Annotated in this window: 1 protein-coding gene; it reads left to right on the forward strand. The window is 53.8% G+C overall.

Features of this window, described 5'->3' with window-relative positions:
- Positions 1-35: 35 nt before the first annotated feature.
- On the forward strand, positions 36-20,837 hold a 20,802-nt coding region (locus WC515_05925; GenBank protein MFA5146887.1), incomplete at its 3' end, for a hypothetical protein.

Below are 20,837 nucleotides of genomic sequence, written 5' to 3' on the forward strand. Positions count from 1 at the left end.
AACGTTATATTTCGCGGGGCGATCAGGAGAGATGATTGAAATCGCATAAACGATTTGCCATTTTCTTTCTAATAGCCATACTATCTCTCATATCTTCTATTTTAACCCCGCCCGCATCGGCGGCCCAGATAAAACGCGTACAGACCGGCGATGTCTATTTCGATATCGATGATACGAGCGCCATCGTCTCTTTCGACGCCGTCGACCAGACGAAGACGCTCGTCTTCCTGTATCCCGACGCGGACTATACCACCGTCCACCTCCTCAGGAACACGCTATTCACCTCGCAGTTCGAGTCGGACTCATCCCTCGTCATATCCCGCGCCGCCGGAAGCGCGGGCGCCACTGTGCGTTATTACCTGATAGAGTTCAGTGAAGGCGTGACCGTCCAGAGGGGCCTCAGCTCCTTCCTCGCCGGCGTCATAACCAATGATAAGTACCGTATAAAAGATATAGCTTTGCCCGAATCGGTCGAGCTAGATAAATCGATATCTTTCGTAGATGCAAGCATGACGCAGAGCTACGCTTATACCGACGAACTCGCGCTTATCTCCAGCCGCATAATCAACGACGGCGCGACCCTCCGGCTCGAAAGGTGCGCCACCAACGACGAGACGAGAGTTATCACCATGATATGGCAGGTGATAGAGTTCGACACCGATACGCTGGTCCGGCAAGGCGAGACATTCATAGGGAACAGCGCGACTTACAATACCTCGGCCATCTCACCCGTGATACCTGCCGGGAAGCTTGACAAGTGCGCCCTCTTTTATAGCTACAGGGCGAACAATACCGTGAACGGGAATGAGAGCTTATACAGGATAGACGGCAGTATTCAAAACGCGACCCTCGTCAATTTTACGAGAGGGAACCAGACGGGCGCCACCAATACATCCGTCTGGGTCGACTGGTACGTTGCGGAGTTCCAGGATGAGTCGACATTCGTCCAGACGAACGTCACCACGCTCGCGGCAGGCGAGACCGGCGGCGCCGTCACGTTGACCAATGCCACAAACCCGGCAAGGACCTTTGTCAGGGTCGGAGTCGCCGGCCCGAATACCCAGACCAATACTTATGAAGATGATACCGAGCTCTGCCCTGAGACGGAGAAATTGCAGGGGCTCGCGTTCGACCCGTCAACGAATTCGATATGGGTGACAGGGTATCTTACGGATAGTATCTATAAGGTGAATGCCACCACCGGTAACCTGACCGGCACATATCCCGTCGGCGTGAACCCGATCGCCGTAGTTTACGATCCGTCGAACCTTGCCGTATGGGTGGCCAATTACGGGTCGAATAACGTGACGAAGCTGTATGCCTCCAACGGGACGGAGATAGGGAACTACTCTGTCGGCACGAAGCCGATGGACATCGCCTATGACTATTCGAACGCCACTACCCAGTACATCTGGACGGCGAACTACGGGTCGCAGAATGTGACCAAATTGTACGCCAATAACGGCACTTTAAGGTGCACCAACGCCACGAGCCAGGTCAATCCCACATCCATCTGTTATGACCCTGACGGTAAACAGATATATGTCACGTTCTGGAGCGGTTCCACGGGCGAGCAGGCCTCCAGGGCCCCCTGTTATAATAACAATGTCACCGTAGCGTGGAACGCGATCGATACGGGCACCACCAACCAGGGGCAGATAAGGGTGCGCTGGGCCGATACGAAGGGCTACACGGGCATGAACGCCTCGAGCGGCAGTATGTGGATAACACAGCAGCGCCTCCACCAGTGCCGCCGGATATACGTGAATGAGTCGGGCGCGAACTATTATCCGGAACTCTCTCCGATAGGCGTGGCGTGGGACAATAACACCAAGACCGTCTGGATCACGAATTACGCGTCAAATACGCTCTCGAAGATGTATCCCAATAACGGTACGGACACGGGCCCCTTTACTACGATAGCAAATCCCTACGATGTCGTCTACGCCCCGAACGATACCTCCATGTGGGTCTCATGCTCCGGCCCCGCATCGCTGCAGCACTTTGATACGGACGGCACGCTCCTCGGCACCTATCGGCTGGTCAACATAAGCGATACGATCTACCTCGCCCGCCAGAATACGGGCTGTAATCTTACGGCGCACTGGTATGTAGGGGAGTTCTCCCCGGTGAATATAAAGGATCCTAACGGCGTCGGCGAGGTCTGGCGCGTCGGCCAGGTAAAGCAGATCAACTGGACACAGTCATCCGATGTGATAGGCCATACGCTCGCCATAAGCGCGAATCTGGCTAACAGCACCAATATATCGAATTACACAGTCATCAACGGCTCCGTCCCGGCCTCTTCCAATAACACAGGCACGTTCAACTGGAATGTCACCTCTACCATAGGCGGGGCCAACTCCATAGGCAAACTCGTCAGGATAGGCATAAAGGACACGAATCTCACCGCGAGAAACTACGATGTCTCGAACGCGCCTTTCGAGATAAAGGGTGATATACCGGCCGTGACTGCGCCGGTCGGCGGCGAGGACTGGCGCGTGGGAGAGAGCCACGACATCACCTGGACGAAGGCGGGGGACCTGAGCGCCAATAACTTCAGTATAAGCTTATCGAGTGACGGCGGCGGCAACTGGACGGTCATAAATAACACCACTTCCGGCAGTGCCACCACTTACAACTGGACGATACCCGATACCGCTGAGACCGGCGGTTCGATGCGGATAAATGTGAGCTGGGAGGGCGACCCACTCAACGTGACGGCAATGTCGCCCGCCAACTTTACCGTAAGGGCCAAGATAAATGTAACTTATCCTACAACGGGTGTGGAGTGGCTTGCCCAGAGTAACGGCACCATCACCTGGACCAGGAACGGTTCGTGGTCGCCAAATACGGTCAGTATATATTACAGGAATGCCACAGGCACAAACCAGCTCATAAACGGGAGCGTGCCGGCAAATAATTCGACCGGCCCGAATGTAGGCAGTTACTTCTGGGACAACATAACCGTGAACGCTTCCAGCGCCGCCACGCGCATATATATAGAGAGCAACGTCGACTCAGCCGTCAATTCCACATCCGAGGCCTTCACAATATTCCCTTATATAGAGGTGACCTATCCGAACACCGACGACGTCGTATGGAACGTGACCGACAGCGTACCGATAAACTGGACGCTATACGGCTCTATGGACACCGTCGATATCTGGTATAATAATTCGAGCGGCTGGTCAAAGTTAGGGGACAGTGTGAACGCGAGCGGCGGGACATGGATGTGGTACAACATCCCCGTCTCCTACGCGAGCGAGACCGCGTACATATGGGTCGCCAAGCACACCACGGCCGGCGCGCCGGTCATACCGAGCGATGCCTCGAACTACCCCGCAAGGATACGCGGAAAGATAAGCGTCGGCAAGCCCGCGTTGAACAATATCTATACGATAAACAGCTCCCAGTATATAAACTGGACGGCAAGCGGTTTTGGCGCTTCCGAGAAGGTGAGGATCAAATTCTCTCCGTCCGGCGCCATGGACCCCGGGAACCTGACGAACCTGACGAACGCCACCACGGACCCGGTCGCCAACAACCAGACGTGGACGTGGGCCGCCGTGCCGAAGAACGTTACCAATGTGGGAAAGATACGGGTTGAGTGGACCAGCAATAACTCGACCTATGGCGACTCCGCCAACTTCTCCATAAAGGGGAGTATAGACGTGAACCTCCCCAACACCACAACTACCTATTATATAGGAAGCGCGATGCCTATAAACTGGTCTGTGCCTGCCGCCTCGAACGGCTGTATAGGCGCCGTCGAATTGAGGTACGTACTTGAGAACGGGAGCGGCGCCTCGACCAATATCTCCAACGGCACGGGCTGGTGGTTCGATGAAAGCGGCCAATACAGCTGGCCGATCCCGGAAAGCGCCAGCATAAGCGACGCGGTGAGGATAAAGGCCGTGATGGCTAACGACTCGTCCAACGTATCGAACCTTTCAAGCGTGCCATGCAGGATAATGGGCGTCCTGAATGTCACCTCACCGGACAACGGCACCCAGGCCTGGAAGATAGGCTCTACGTACCCGATCACATGGAACCGGAACGGGACGAACCTGGGCAATATAAACATCACATTCTTTAACGGGAGCTCCAATATAACCATATACTCATCTTACGATTCCGCGGTGGGCACGGCCGACTGGACCGTCAATAATACGACGATGGGAAGCGGCCAGAGGATGGACAATGTCACGGTAAGGATAGCGTCCATAACTTATCCCAGTTATACATACGATATATCATCCGCGCCTTTCTCTATCGTCCCGAATATCGATGTCACCTGGCCCGATATCCTCAATACGACGCTCTATGTCGATACCAACGTCACTATACAATGGACCGTCCTGGGCGATCTCGACAAGGTCAACGTATATTATTCGCAGGACGGCGGTTCGACCTGGGGTAGCCCCATCGCCGAAGGAGAGGCGAACGACGGGAATTTCACCTGGCAGGTCCCGAACCAGAATATACAGGAAGCCGACTCCAAACTGAAGATATGCAATTACTATTACAATCTCACACCATCGGCTGCCGGCGGCGAATCGAGGAGCTTCACCATAAAACAGAATATAGAGATACTGCACCCCAACGCCACGGACAGGCCCCAGGTCGGCCAGGCCTTCGCTATCCAGTTCATGCCTCACGGGACCGTGGGCAAGGTCAACATAAGCTGGTACAACGGTTCGAGCTGGACGGAGCTTGTGAATAATACGAGCACCACGCCCGGCATAGTCAATACCTTCAACTGGCCGGAGGTGCCGGATGAGATGTCCACAGCAGTCAACAGGATCAGGATAGAGAGCGAGACGTACGGAGGTGTTAATAACACATCAGGGCTATTCCCCATAGTGGGATATATAAATGTCACCGAGCCGAACGCCAGCTACTATGCCAAGGCCGGCTCTATAGCAAGCGCGCCGTTACGCTGGTCCTATAGCGGTACCAAGGTGGGGGATGTCTATATTAAATATTCTACCAACGACGGCCAGAACTGGACCAATATCTCCACCGTACCCGCCACTTACGGCGGCAACTACACCTGGCCCCTCGTCCCGTCCCTCAAGAATAACCTGACGAGGATAAGCGTCACCGACGTCAACGACTCAAACACCACCAATATGTCGGAGCGGTTCGAGATAATAGGCGCTGTGACCATGGGCCTGCCGAACGGCGGAGAGACGTGGAAGGCCGATTCGACGCGCGAGATCACATGGAACGCGGAGGCCGTTTCGACGGTATCCCTCTACTATAGCGTGAATAACGGCACCGGATGGACTCCGATACCGGATGCCGAAGGGCTGAATGCCGGTGACGAGTCGTTCAACTGGAGCATATCTAACAGCATGCCGATCACGGCCAATGCGTCTATCAGGATAGACGACTCGACCAATTCCACTATAAACGACACGTCCGACGCCGTCTTCAACATAGCGCCCGATATAAACGTTCTCCATCCCGAGACGCAGGCGGACGTCCTCATAGCGGAAGAGTCGGGCAACATAACGTGGACATGGACGGGCGATTTCGATAACATCACGCTCCAGTATTCCACCGATAACGGCGGGAACTGGAGTTACGTCAATCCTGCCACGCCCCAGGTGCCCAATACAGGCACATACGAATGGACATCGGTGAACGGCACCGTCATCTCCAAGAACTGCCTGGTGAGGATAAGCCATCCGGATAATGTCACTTATAACTCGACTTCAAACGCTACGTTCCCCATAAGGGGCAAGATAACCCTCGACAGGCCCAATGACCCGAACGAGGCCTGGCGCATGGGTAATACATATCCCATAAACTGGACGAAGCAGGGCAATATGTCCACGGTCAATATATATTATTCGACAAATGACGGCGCGTCCTGGGCCAGGATAAACCCCGATGCCGAAAATGCGTCGAACGGCACTTATAATTGGGCTATAAATGCGACCACCACACCTTCCTCCAGGGCCAGGATAAGCGTCAACTACACGGCGGATGAGGCGAACGTCTCCGCAATGTCGGCGCAGTACTTCAGGGTGACGAAGCTCGCGGTCACGGCGCCTAACGGCGGCCAGAACTGGAGGTCGGGTTCGACCTATGAGATAACCTGGCAGAGCGGCAATATAAGCAAGGTCAATGTCACATACTCCCTTACCAACGGTTCGTCCTGGTTCGCCGTCCCGAACGGGACCGATATAAACGCCTCGGATAACAGCCTGAATTGGACGGTGGGGAACACGACCAACTGCTCGAATATAGCCCTCATAAGGGTCGAGGACACATCCAATGCCACACTGAACGATACCTCCGACGCCTTCTTTGCCGTCATACCGAACTTCACAATAACGCATCCCAGGAACGGGGACCCTGTCCTGGCCGGTGACCCGTATAATATAACATGGAACAAGACGGGCTCCAACATAGGCAACGTGAAGATCGAATATTCGACCGGCGGCAACTCGAGCTGGATCTCCATAAACGATTCCGCATCGAGCACATCCCCGTATTACTGGAGCTCTGTATCCGGCGAAAACCTATCCAATGACTGTTATGTGCGGCTCACGAGCGTAAATAATGCTAACGGGTCCAACGAGAACGACCTCGCCTTCTATATAAGAGGCAACATCACCCTTACCGCTCCCATCGGCGGGGAGGACTTCCAGGTCGGCAACCCGACCAACGTGACGTGGACTAAGTCGGGTAACTTCTCAAGCGTCGATATATACTATTCACCCGATAACGGTTCGAATATCTCCAACTGGACCAAGATAAACCCGAGCCCGATAAACGCGTCTCTCGGCACATACCAGTGGAACATAACCTACAGCGAAACGACGACGACCCAGGGTCTCATAAGGGTATTGAACCCCGACGACGGCCTGAACGCCACCTACGACACCTCCTCGGACACGTTCAACATAATAGGGACCCTCGTCCTCAACTACCCGAACGATGACGGTGTGGTCCTCACGTATGACGGCACCGGTTCCAAGTGCCAGGTGAACTGGACGAGGTACGGCGGCATAGCTACCGTCAACCTCACTTACAAGAATTATGACACCAATAATACAACGGTCATAAACAGCAGTGTCGACGCAAGTTTACAGAAATATAACTGGACGATACCCGATGAGGTAGGCACCAACATGAAGGTGAGGATAAGGGATAACGATAACGACAACGTCACCGACGAGTCCAACTACTCTTTTGCCATAAAGGGGACGATACAGCTGATACAGCCGAACGGCAATGAGAACTGGACGGTCAATTCCGTGCCCAAGCCGCAGATACAGTGGAAGACGAGGGGCGCCTATCCGGGGATGATCCTTATCCAGTACGCCACGGACAATGCCACCTGGAAAGGCAACTATACCATGGCCGCCGGGGCCGATAATGCCACGGTCTCATACAACTGGACGGTGCCCGATGATATAGCCAACACCGTCAAGGCGAGGGTATTGACACAGGTGAGCGATGCCAAGGTCGACGTGAACGACACATCGGACGCGAACTTCAGCATAATAGGTAACATCTCCCTCAATGCGCCTACGGGCGGCCAGACATTCCTCTATCCGGACAGTGCCACGATCGATATAAACTGGACCGCCAAGGGGACCGTGACCCCGGTGAGGATAGAGTATTCTCTCGATAACGGTTCGAACTGGGACGATATCACCAATAACTTCACCGGCGTCGAGGGGTATAACAACTATTCGTGGCCCACACCGGACGAGAGGAGCGCAAGATGCCTCATAAAGGTCTCGGATAACAGGACCGCCTTCTACGACCACGCGACCAATCAGTCGTCGTCCGTCTTCAAGATATGGCCTAAGCTGAACCTGACCGAGCCGGTCTCCGGCCAGAACGTCGTCGCCCACTCGAGCGATACTCCTATAAGATGGACATATACAGGGACGAAGATAAAGAACGTTACTATCGCGTATTCCACGAACGGCGGCACCAACTATAGTGCTATTGAAACGGTCGCTGTGACGCAGAACGGCACCTATGTATGGCCGCTTGTCCCTACCACCACCTGTGACGATAATGCCAGAGTAAGCATTACCGATGCGGATGACGCGAATATATCGAATGCCACCCCGCTCTTCAACATCGTTGGAAGTATTCTCCTGACCCAGCCGAACGGGGGCGAGAACTGGACGGCCGGCTCCTCGAGACAGATACAATGGACGAGGTTCGCCGTATCGACGCTAAATATAAGTTACTCCACGAATAACGGCGGCATATGGAATGACATAAACTCGAGTTACGACACCACGACTAACACCTCCATATCGTGGGACATACCGAGCGACACCGCCATCACCAACCAGGCGAAGATACGCATACAGGATACGGCCAATCCCGATAATGTGAGCGATATCTGCGATAACACTTTCAATATTACAGCCAGCCTGAACATTCTCCACCCTGAGACCCAGAGCGATGTCTTCATAGCGGAGGATACGCACTACATCACATGGTCGAAGACGGGGACCGGTTTGAGCGAGGTCAAGCTCGAATACTCCACGGACAGCGGCGGCAACTGGAGCAACGTCAACGCGACGGCCAACGTCGACAATAACGGCAACTACACCTGGGTCTCGGTGAACGGTACGGCCCTCTCCGATAATTGTCTGGTCAGGATAAGCGACCCGGACAAGGCAGAGGTCAACTCCACATCCAACGCCACATTTGCTATAAAAGGCAAGATAACGCTCACCCGTCCCAATGACGCGGATGAGAACTGGAGGGTAGGCACGGCCCAGAACATCACCTGGACGAAACAGGGGAATATGTCCTCGGTGAATATATACTACTCTAACAATAGCGGCACGAGCTGGACGAAGGTGAACGCCGCACCGGTCGACTGTGCCGGCGGCAACTACTCATGGACTATAAACGCCTCCACCGTGCCTTCTACCCAGGCGAAGATAAGCGTGAACTACACGCTCGATGAGTCGAACGTCTCCGATTCCTCGACGAACTCGTTCAACGTCACAAAACTGATGGTCACAAGCCCCAATGCCGGGACGGAGAACTGGAAGGCGGGCTCCACTTATGAGATAACCTGGAGTTCCCTGGCCATATCCAAGGTCAATATCAGATATTCGACTAACGGCGGCTCTTCATATACGCTCGTGCCCGGGGCCGATAACGTCACCGCCTCTGACCAATCGTTCAACTGGACTGTAAACAATACCACCGCCATATCGAACCAGGCGTTGATACTGGTGGAGGACTCATCGAACGCGACCGTGAACGACACCTCCAACAGCACATTCAACTTCACCCCCGACCTGAACATCCTCCATCCGGAGACATCCGGCGATATCGTGATAGCGGAGGACCCGTACTACATCACTTGGTCCAAAACGGGGACAGGCCTGAGCGAGGTCAAGCTTGAGTACTCCACTGACGGCGGAGGCAACTGGTCGAACGTGAACGGCACAGGCAATGTGGACAATAACGGTAATTATACCTGGACTTCGGTGAACGGCACGAAACTCTCCGACAACTGCCTGGTGAGGGTTAGCGACCCCGCTAAGGCAGATTCGAATTCTACTTCGAGCTCCGCCTTCCCTATAAAAGGTAAGATCACATTGACCGCCCCTGTCGATGCCGATGAAAATTGGCGCATAGGTACGATCCACAACATCACCTGGACGAAACAGGGGAATATGTCCTCGGTGAATATATACTACTCTAACAATAGCGGCACGAGCTGGACGAAGGTGAATGCCGCCCCTGTCGACTGCGCCGGCGGCAACTATTCCTGGACGATAAATGCCTCCACCGTACCTTCTACCCAGGCGAAGATAAGCGTGAACTACACAGGCGATGAACTGAACGTGTCGAGCGCCTCTACCAATGTATTCAATGTCACGAAGCTCATGGTCACAAGCCCCAATGCCGGGACAGAGAGCTGGAAGTCGGGCGCCACTTATGAGATAACCTGGAGTTCCCTGGCCATATCCAAGGTAAACCTGTACTATTCGCTCAATAACGGTTCCTCTTACACGGCCATACCGGATGCCGACAATATCACCGCGTCAAACCAGTCCTTCAACTGGACGATAAACAGCTCGATCCAGTTGTCGAACCAGACCCTGGTGCTCGTAGGCGACTCTTCCAATGCGACGGTGAATGACACATCGAACGCCACGTTCTCGATAATACCCGACCTGAACATCCTCCACCCGGAGACGCAGTCAGACGTCTTCATAGCGGAGGATACGCACTACATAACGTGGTCGAAGACGGGAACGGGCCTGAGCGAAGTTAAGCTCGAATATTCCACGGACAACGGCGGGAACTGGAGTAACGTCAACGCGACGGCCAACGTCGACAATAACGGTAACTATACCTGGGTCTCGGTCAACGGCACGGCCCTCTCCGATAACTGCCTTGTGAGAGTAAGCGATCCGAGCAGGGCGGATGTCAACTCCACCTCCAACGCCACATTCGCCATAAAGGGCAAGGTAACGCTCACAAGGCCCAATGACGCGGACGAGAACTGGAGGGTCGGCACGACCCAGAATATCACATGGACGACACAGGGCAATATGTCCACCGTCAATGTCTACTATTCCACCAACGGAGGCACGAGCTGGTCCAAGATAAACCCGAGCCCCGTGAACGCCTCCGGTGGGAACTACAGCTGGGCAATAAACGCGACGACGACCCCCACTACGAACGCCAAGATAAGCGTGAACTACACGCTGGACGAAGGTAACGTCTCCGACTCGTCATTCGACTCCTTCAAGGTGACGAAACTTATGGTCACCTATCCCAATAACGGCACGGAGTTCTGGAAGGCGGGGGACACGTATGAGATAACCTGGAGCTCCCTGGCCATATCCAAGGTCAACGTGAAGTATTCCCTGAACAACGGGTCGAGCTGGTCGCTCCTGCCGAACGGCGACAACGTCACGGCGACCGACCAGTCATTCAACTGGACGATCGCAAACGCCACCCAGGTCTCCAACAATGCCTCGATCCTGATAGAGGATATATCGAACGCTACCGTGAACGACACCTCTAACGCCACATTCGCCATAATACCGAACCTCACCATAACCCATCCGCAGTCGGGCGACCCTGTGAGGGCGGAAGATCCATACAACATCAACTGGACCAAGACGGGCACCGTAATAGGCAACGTGAAACTGGAGTACTCCATTAACGGTAATACGAGCTGGGTCTCTATAAACGACTCGACATCGAGTAACCCGCCGTACAATTGGGACCCGGTCCCGGCCGATGCGCTCTCCGAGGACTGCTACGTCCGTATAACGAGCCTGGGCAATGCGAACGCCACCGATGAATCGAACACCGCCTTCTATATAAGAGGCAATATTACGGTCAATGCCCCGAACGGCGATGAGAATATTCCTGTCGGCAACAAGACGAATGTGACCTGGTCGCGGAAGGGCAGCATAACGTCGGTCAATATCTACTACTCTTCCGATAACGGCGCGAACTGGACCCAGATCAAGTCGAATGCCCCGTCCGGCGCCACCGGGAGCTGGGAGTGGAATATAGACAATAACACCACGACCTCGACCCAGTGCCTCATAAATATCACGGACCCGAATAACGAGGCGAACGTTTGGGATTCCTCGAATAATACCTTCAATATCATAGGCCGGCTCGAGATGACATATCCGGCCAACAATACCACCGTCATCACCTACCCGGGTTATGCCAACCTCACCTGGAACAAATACGGCGGCATACAGTACCTGCAGGTGCGTTATTCCAACGACGGGGGTGAGACGTGGCCCGACTCAAAGATAATCACCAATAATACCTCCGCCTCGGGGAGCCCTCTCAACTGGACGATAGTGAACGATATGAGCGCAGAGGTCAAGATAAAGGTGACCGATAAGGATAACGCCAATGTCACCGCCGAGTCGAACGATACCTTCTCCATAAAAGGGAGCATCCTCGTGATATCGCCTAACGGGAACGAGAATATCACGGTCAATACGACGCATATAATACAGTGGAAGACGAGAGGCACCTATATACAGCCGATACTCCTCCAGTATTCGATCGATAACGGTTCGAACTGGACCGACATAGATACCGCCTTTGCGGGCGGCGACGATGAGGTGAAGAACTACTCCTGGAGCGTACCCAACAATATAACGGATGTGGCCAAGGTCAGGGTCCTCACCCAGGAGAACGTATCGACTATAGACGTGACGGATATCTCGAACGCTACGCTCAAGATAATAGGTAACGTCAGCATCGTCCAGCCGAACGGCGGCCAGATATGGTACTATAACGACAGCCAGCAGATAACATGGAATTCAAAAGGCACCTTCCCCGTGAGGATCGAATATTCCAACGATTCGGGTGTCTCCAACTGGACCGTTGTAAATAATACCTTTACATCCAATCCCGGCTTTAACGCCTACAACTGGACCATACCGGACGATAACTCGGAGTCCTGCCTCGTGAAGGTATCGGACAACAGGACCGTCTTCCAGGCACTTGCCACGGACACCTCGAACGCCACCTTCTCCATAAGACCGGTCATAGATGTGACCCAGCCCGTTTCGAGCCAGAACGTCGTCGCCCATTCAAACGATACGGCGATACGGTGGACACACACGGGTTCCACCATAGGCAACGTGAAGGTCCAATACTCCCTTGCGGGTACAGCTCCATGGACAGACATTGCGACCGTCGATGTCGCGAACGGTTCCAATTATGTATGGCCTCTGGTGCCTTCCTCAACGGCCTCCGGCGCAAAGATACAGGTCTATGACGTCAATAACGCGAACGTCACCAACACTTCGGAGGCTTTCAATATCATAGGAAGCCTGCTCCTCACCCAGCCGAACGGAGGCGAGAACTGGACGGCCGGTTCCTCCAGGCAGGTGCAGTGGACCAGGTACGCCGTGGATACGCTCAATATAAGTTACTCCACGAATAACGGTTCCACATGGAATGATATAAACTCAAGTTACGACACGACGACCAATACCTCCATCTCGTGGGACATACCTGCCGATACCGCCATCAACAGCCAGGCAAAGGTACGCATACAGGATACGGACGATCCGACTAACGTGAGCGATATCTCTAATGATACCTTCAATATCACCGCCGACTTCAATATCCTCCATCCGGAGACCCAGTCGGACATCTTCATAGCCGAAGAGACGCACTACATAACCTGGTCAAAGACCGGGAGCGGATTAAGTAATGTCACGCTCGAATATTCAACGGACGGCGGGGCCGTATGGCATGATGTGGACGAGAACTCCTCTACGGTGGACAATAACGGTAACTACACATGGGAGTCGGTGAACGGGACGATCCTTTCGAACGACTGCCGTATCAGGGTAACGGACCCGAATAAGCCCGAGATCAACTCCACGTCGAACACCAGTTTCATCATAAGAGGAAAGGTGGACCTTACCCGTCCGGACGATGCCAATGAGAACTGGAGGGTCGGAGGCACTTATCCGATCACCTGGACGAAGAAGGGCAATGTCACTAACCTGAACATCTACTACTCTTCGAATGGCGGTACGAGCTGGTCCAAGATAAATCCTAACCCGATAGATGCTTCGCTGGGCATCTATAACTGGACGATAAACGCGACGACGACACCTACGACTAGCGCCAAGATAAGCGTGAACTACACCCTCGATGAAGCGAATGTCTCCGACTCATCTTTCGACTCTTTCAAGGTGACGAAGCTCCTCGTCACGTATCCCAATAACGGGACCGAGTTCTGGAAGGCGGGGGACACATACGAGATAACATGGCAGAGCGCATCCATCTCCAAGGTCAACGTGAAGTATTCCCTGAACAACGGGTCGAGCTGGTCACTCCTGCCGAACGGCGACAACGTCACGGCGACCGACCAGTCATTCAACTGGTCTATAGGGAATAACACCGTCGTTTCGAATAATGCCCTGATATTCATAGAAGATACGACGAACTCGTCCGTGAACGACACCTCTAACGCCACATTCGCCATAATACCGAACCTCACCATAACCCATCCGCAGAACGGTGACCCTGTGATAGGCGAAGACCCGTACAATATCACGTGGACGAAGTCCGGTAATTACACCGGCAACGTGAAGCTTGAGTACTCGACCGGAGGTAATACAAGTTGGACTTCTATAAATAATTCCACATCATCCACTTCGCCGTACACCTGGAATCCCGTACCGGGAGAAGTGCTTTCGGAGGATTGCTATGTCCGCATAACGGGCCTGGATAATGCGAATGCTACCGATGAATCGAACGCGGCTTTCTATATCAGGGGTAATATCACCGTGACTAGCCCCAACGGAGCCGATAACCTCCAGGTCATGACGCCATTCAACATCACCTGGTCGCGGAAGGGCAACATAACGTCGGTCAATATCTACTACTCTTCCGATAACGGCGCGAACTGGACCCAGATCAAGTCGAATGCCCCGTCCGGCGCCACCGGCAGCTGGGAGTGGAATGTCAGCGTCAATACGACTACATCCACCCAGGCCCTCATAAATATAACCGACTCCAATAACGAGGCCAACACCTGGGATGTGTCGAACCAGACATTCAGCGTCATGGGTAAGTTGGACATCTCCTATCCCAATAACGCGACCGATGTCTTGAACTATCCCGCCTATGCCAATATAACCTGGTCGAAGTACGGCGGCATATCGTACGTCCAGGTGAGGTACTCCAACGACTCCGGCGAGACATGGCCTGACGGCAAGATCATAGCGGCAAATATATCGGCCACCGCCTCCCCGCTCAACTGGACCGTGCCGAACGACATAAGCGCCAACCTGAAGATGAAGATACTGGATACCGGGAACATCAACGTAACGGATGAATCGAACAGCACCTTCTCCGTAAAAGGCGGCATCATGATCGTCGCCCCCAACGGCAACGAGAACTGGACCGTCAACTCTACGCAGACGATACAGTGGAAGACGACCGGTACCTACATACAGCCGATACTCTTGCAATATTCCGACAATAACGGGACCAACTGGACCGACATCGATACGGCGCTCCCGGGCGGCGACGCCGAGGTGAAGAATCTCTCCTGGACGATACCCAATAACATATCGAGCGAGGTTAAGGTGAGGGCGGTGACGCAGGAGAACGCCTCCACCATAGACGTCAACGACACCTCCAACGCCACATTCAAGATAATAGGCAACGTTACCATAACGCAGCCGAACGGAGGGCAGTTCTGGTACGTCAATGAGTCGAAAGAGATAAAGTGGAACTCGAACGGTACATTCCCTGTCAGGATAGAGTACTCCAACGACTCAGGCGTATCGAACTGGACGCTCATAAATAACACCGTGACGAGTGTGCCGGGGGTCAATACCTATAACTGGACCGTCCCGAACGATAACTCCGAGGGCTGTATAGTGAGGGTCTCGGACAACAGGACTATATTCCAGACGCTCGCAAGGGATATATCTGATGCGGTCTTCTCCATAAGGCCCATAATAACCGTGACCCAGCCGGTGGCCGGACAGAACGTAATAGCTTATTCCACCGACACGGCCATACGCTGGAACTACACAGGTACGGCATTCGGTGATGTGAAGGTGCAGTACTCCACCACAGGTGTCGCCCCGTGGACCGATATAGCCACGGTGAACGTATCGAACGGCTCCAACTACATATGGCCCGAGGTCCCGATCGTCACCTCCTCCACCACCAAGATACGCGTCTACGACACCGGTAACGAGAACGTCACCAACACCTCCGGCACATTCAATATAGTAGGTTCCCTTATGCTGACCTCACCGAACGGCGGGGAGAACTGGACCGCCGGCTCCTCGAGGCAGGTGCAGTGGACGAGGTACGCCGTATCGACTCTCAACATAAGCTACTCCACCAATAACGGCTCCACATGGAACAACATAAACGACTCTTTCGACACGACGACCAATACCACCTGCTCATGGGATATCTCCACGGATGCCACGCTATCTAATCTCACGATAGTGAGGATACAGGATGCGGATAACCCGGACAACGTCAGCGACATATCGAATAATACCTTCAACCTGACGCCCGACTTCAACATACTCCATCCCGAGACGCAGTCGGACCTGGTGACGGCAGAGGAGACCTACTACATATCGTGGTCGAAGACAGGTACCGGTTTGAGCCAGGTGAAGCTCGAATATTCGACCGATACAGGCGGCACATGGAATAACGTCGACGCCAACGCCACGGTATCGAATAACGGTAACTACACATGGGTATCGGTGAACGGCACGGTGCTTGCGGATACGTGCCTTGTCAGGGTGAGCGACCCCAATAAGCCGACGGTCAACTCCACTTCGAACGCCACATTCCCGATCAAGGGTAAGGTGACCCTCACCCGTCCCAATGACGCATCGGAGATATGGAGGATCAATACGAACCAGTCGATCACCTGGACGAAGCAGGGGAATATGTCCGGCGTCAACATCTACTACTCAATAAATAACGGTACGAACTGGACGAAGATAAACCCCTCACCCGTTGACGCCGCGGGCGGCAACTACACCTGGGACTTGAACTCGAGCACCAACGCCTCGACCCAGGCGAAGATAAGCGTCAACTACACCGCCGATGAAGCGAACGTATCCGACTCGTCCGAGAACCCGTTCAAGGTCATACGCCTGACCGTAACGAGCCCCAATAACGGCACCGAGAACTGGAAGGCGAACTCCACGTACAAGATAACATGGACCTCCGCCAATATCGATCAGCTGAACCTGAAGTATTCCCTCAACAACGGTTCGTCGTATACGCTCATACCGGGAGCCGATAACCTGACGGCGTCAGACGGTGAATTCAACTGGTCGATAGCCAACACCATAGTGACCTCCAACAACGTCCTCGTGCTCGCCGAGGACACGGGGAACACCTCGGTCAACGACACATCGAACGCCACATTCGCCATAATACCGAACTTCACCATCACGAACCCTCAAAATGGCATACCGCTGATAGCGGAAGACCCGTACAACATCACCTGGACTAAGACCGGTAACTATACGGGTAGTGTGAAGCTCGAATACTCGTTAGAAGGGAACACATCCTGGGTGTCTATAAACGACTCCGCATCATCCAACTCGCCCTACACCTGGACGGCCGTACCGGGAGATCTACTCTCCGAGGATTGTTACGTCCGCATAACTAGCTTAGCCAATGCCAACGCCACCGATGAGTCGAACGCAGGGTTCTATATAAGAGGTAACATCACCGTCACAAGCCCCAACGGCGATGAGAACCTGCAGGTAGGTAACTCCACTAATATAACATGGACGCGTAAAGGTAACATCACCGCCGTCCACATATACTACTCTTCGAACGACGGAGCGAACTGGACCCAGATCAAGGCGAATGCCCCGTCACCGTCCGGGTCCGGGAGCTGGGAATGGGATGTCGACCTCAACACCACTACCTCGACGCAGTGCCGGATAAATATCACAGACCCGAATAACGAGGCCAATACGTGGGATATATCGAACCAGACGTTCAGTGTAATGGGTAAATTGGAAGTGACCCAACCCACCAACGCAAGCGTGGTCCTTAACTATCCCGGATATACCAATATAACCTGGAATAAGTACGGAGGTATATCGTACGTCCAGGTTAGGTACTCCAACGACTCCGGCGAGACGTGGCCTGACGCGAAGATCATAGCCAATAATACTTCAGCTACCGCCTCCCCGCTCAACTGGACGATACCGAACGACATAAGCGCCCAACTCTTCATAAGGGTGATAGATAAAGGTAATGCTAACGTCACCGACGACTCCAATAATACCTTCTCCATAAAGGGCGGTATCCTCCTGCTCGCACCCAACGGCAACGAGAACTGGACCGTCAACTCTACGCAGACGATACAGTGGAGGACGACCGGCACCTACATACAGCCGATACTCTTGCAATATTCAGACAATAACGGGACCAACTGGACTGACATCGATACGGCTCTCCCGGGAGGGGATACCGAGGTAAAGAACTACACCTGGACGATACCCAATAACATATCGAGCGAGGCGAAGGTGAGGGTAGTCACACAGGAGAACGCCTCCACCATAGACGTCAACGACACCTCCAACGCCACGTTCAAGATAATAGGTAACGTCACACTGACCCAGCCGAACGGCGGGCAGCTCTGGTACGTCAATGAGTCGAAAGAGATAAAGTGGAACTCGAACGGTACATTCCCTGTCAGGATAGAGTACTCCAACGACTCGGGCAGTTCCAACTGGACGCTCATAAACAACACCGTCACAAGCGTGCCGGGGGTCAATACCTATAACTGGACCGTCCCGAACGATAACTCCGAGGGATGCATAGTTAAGGTCTCCGATAACAGGTCTGTCTTCCAGTCGCTCGTAAAAGGTCAGTCGGCCGCCGTATTCTCCATAAGGCCCATAATAACCGTAACCCAGCCGGCGGCCGGACAGAACGTGATAGCCCATTCGATCGATACTGCCATACGCTGGAACTACACAGGTACGGCATTCGGCGATGTGAAGGTGCAGTACTCCACCACAGGGGTCGCCCCGTGGACCGATATAGCCACGGTTAACGTATCGAACGGCTCCAACTATCTATGGCCGGAAGTGCCCGTTACGACCTCATCCACCACCAAGATACGCGTCTACGACACCGGTAACGAGAACGTCACCAACACCTCCGGCACGTTCAATATAGTAGGTTCCCTCATGGTGACCTCCCCGAACGGCGGGGAGAACTGGACCGCCGGATCCTCGAGGCAGGTAGGCTGGACGAGGTACGCCGTATCGACTCTCAACATAAGCTACTCCACCAATAACGGCTCCACATGGAACAACATAAACAGTTCTTTCGACACGACGACCAATACCACCTGCTCATGGGATATCTCAACAGATGCCGTCCTCTCCAACCTGACGATAGTGAGGATACAGGATACGTCGAACCCCGATAACGTCAGCGACATATCGAATAATACCTTCAACCTGACGCCCGACTTCAACATACTCCATCCCGAGACGCAGTCGGACCTGGTGACGGCAGAGGAGACCTACTACATATCGTGGTCAAAGACAGGTATCGGCCTTGATCAGGTAAAACTGGAATATTCGACCGATACAGGAGGCACATGGAATAACGTCGACGCCAACGCCACGGTATCGAATAACGGTAACTACACATGGGTATCGGTGAACGGCACGGTGCTTGCGGATACGTGTCTGGTCAGGGTGAGCGACCCCAATAAGCCGACGGTCAACTCCACTTCGAACGCCACATTCCCGATCAAGGGTAAGGTGACCCTCACCCGTCCCAATGACGCATCGGAGATATGGAGGATCAATACGAACCAGTCGATCACCTGGACGAAGCAGGGGAATATGTCCGGCGTCAACATCTACTACTCAATAAATAACGGTACGAACTGGACGAAGATAAACCCCTCACCCGTTGACGCCGCGGGCGGCAACTACACCTGGGACTTGAACTCGAGCACCAACGCCTCGACCCAGGCGAAGATAAGCGTCAACTACACCGCCGATGAAGCGAACGTATCCGACTCGTCCGAGAACCCGTTCAAGGTCATACGCCTGACCGTAACGAGCCCCAATAACGGCACCGAGAACTGGAAGGCGAACTCCACGTACAAGATAACATGGACCTCCGCCAATATCGATCAGCTGAACCTGAAGTATTCCCTCAACAACGGTTCGTCGTATACGCTCATACCGGGAGCCGATAACCTGACGGCGTCAGACGGTGAATTCAACTGGTCGATAGCCAACACCATAGTGACCTCCAACAACGTCCTCGTGCTCGCCGAGGACACGGGGAACACCTCGGTCAACGACACATCGAACGCCACATTCGCCATAATACCGAACTTCACCATCACGAACCCTCAAAATGGCATACCGCTGATAGCGGAAGACCCGTACAACATCACATGGACTAAGACCGGTAACTATACGGGTAACGTGAAGCTCGAATACTCGTTAGAAGGCAATACGTCCTGGGTTGCAATAAATAACTCCACCACATCCAACTCGCCCTACACCTGGACGGCCGTACCGGGAGATCTACTCTCCGAGGATTGTTACGTCCGCATAACCAGCTTAGCCAATGCCAACGCCACCGATGAGTCGAACGCAGGGTTCTATATAAGAGGTAACATCACCGTCACGAGCCCCAACGGTAATGAGAATATGCAGGTGGGTAATAAGACGAACATCACCTGGACCCGCAAAGGTAACATCACCGCCGTCCACATATACTACTCTTCGAACGACGGAGCGAACTGGACCCAGATCAAGGCGAATGCCCCGTCACCGTCCGGGTCCGGCAGTTGGGAATGGGATGTCGACCTCAACACCACTACCTCGACGCAGTGCCGGATAAATATCACCGACCCGAATAATGAGGCCAATACGTGGGACATCTCGAACACCACATTCAGCGTCATAGGGCGACTCGAGGTTACACAGCCCACAAATGGCACCACCGTGCTCAACTATCCCGGTTACGTGAACATATCCTGGTCGAAGTACGGCGGTATATCGTACGTCCAGGTCAGGTACTCCAACGACTCCGGCGAGACGTGGCCCGACGGCAAGATCATAGCGCCGAACATATCGGCCACCGCCAGCCCTATCAACTGGACGATACCGAACGACATAAGCGCCCAGCTCAAAGTAAAGGTCATCGATACCGGTAACGCTAACGTCACCGACGACTCCAATAATACCTTCTCCATAAAGGGCGGTATCCTCCTGCTCGCACCCAACGGCAACGAGAACTGGACCGTCAACTCTACGCAGACGATA

The sequence above is a fragment of the Candidatus Omnitrophota bacterium genome, assembly GCA_041650805.1.
In the GTDB taxonomy this organism is placed as follows: domain Bacteria; phylum Omnitrophota; class Gorgyraeia; order 2-01-FULL-45-10; family 2-01-FULL-45-10; genus JBAZKM01.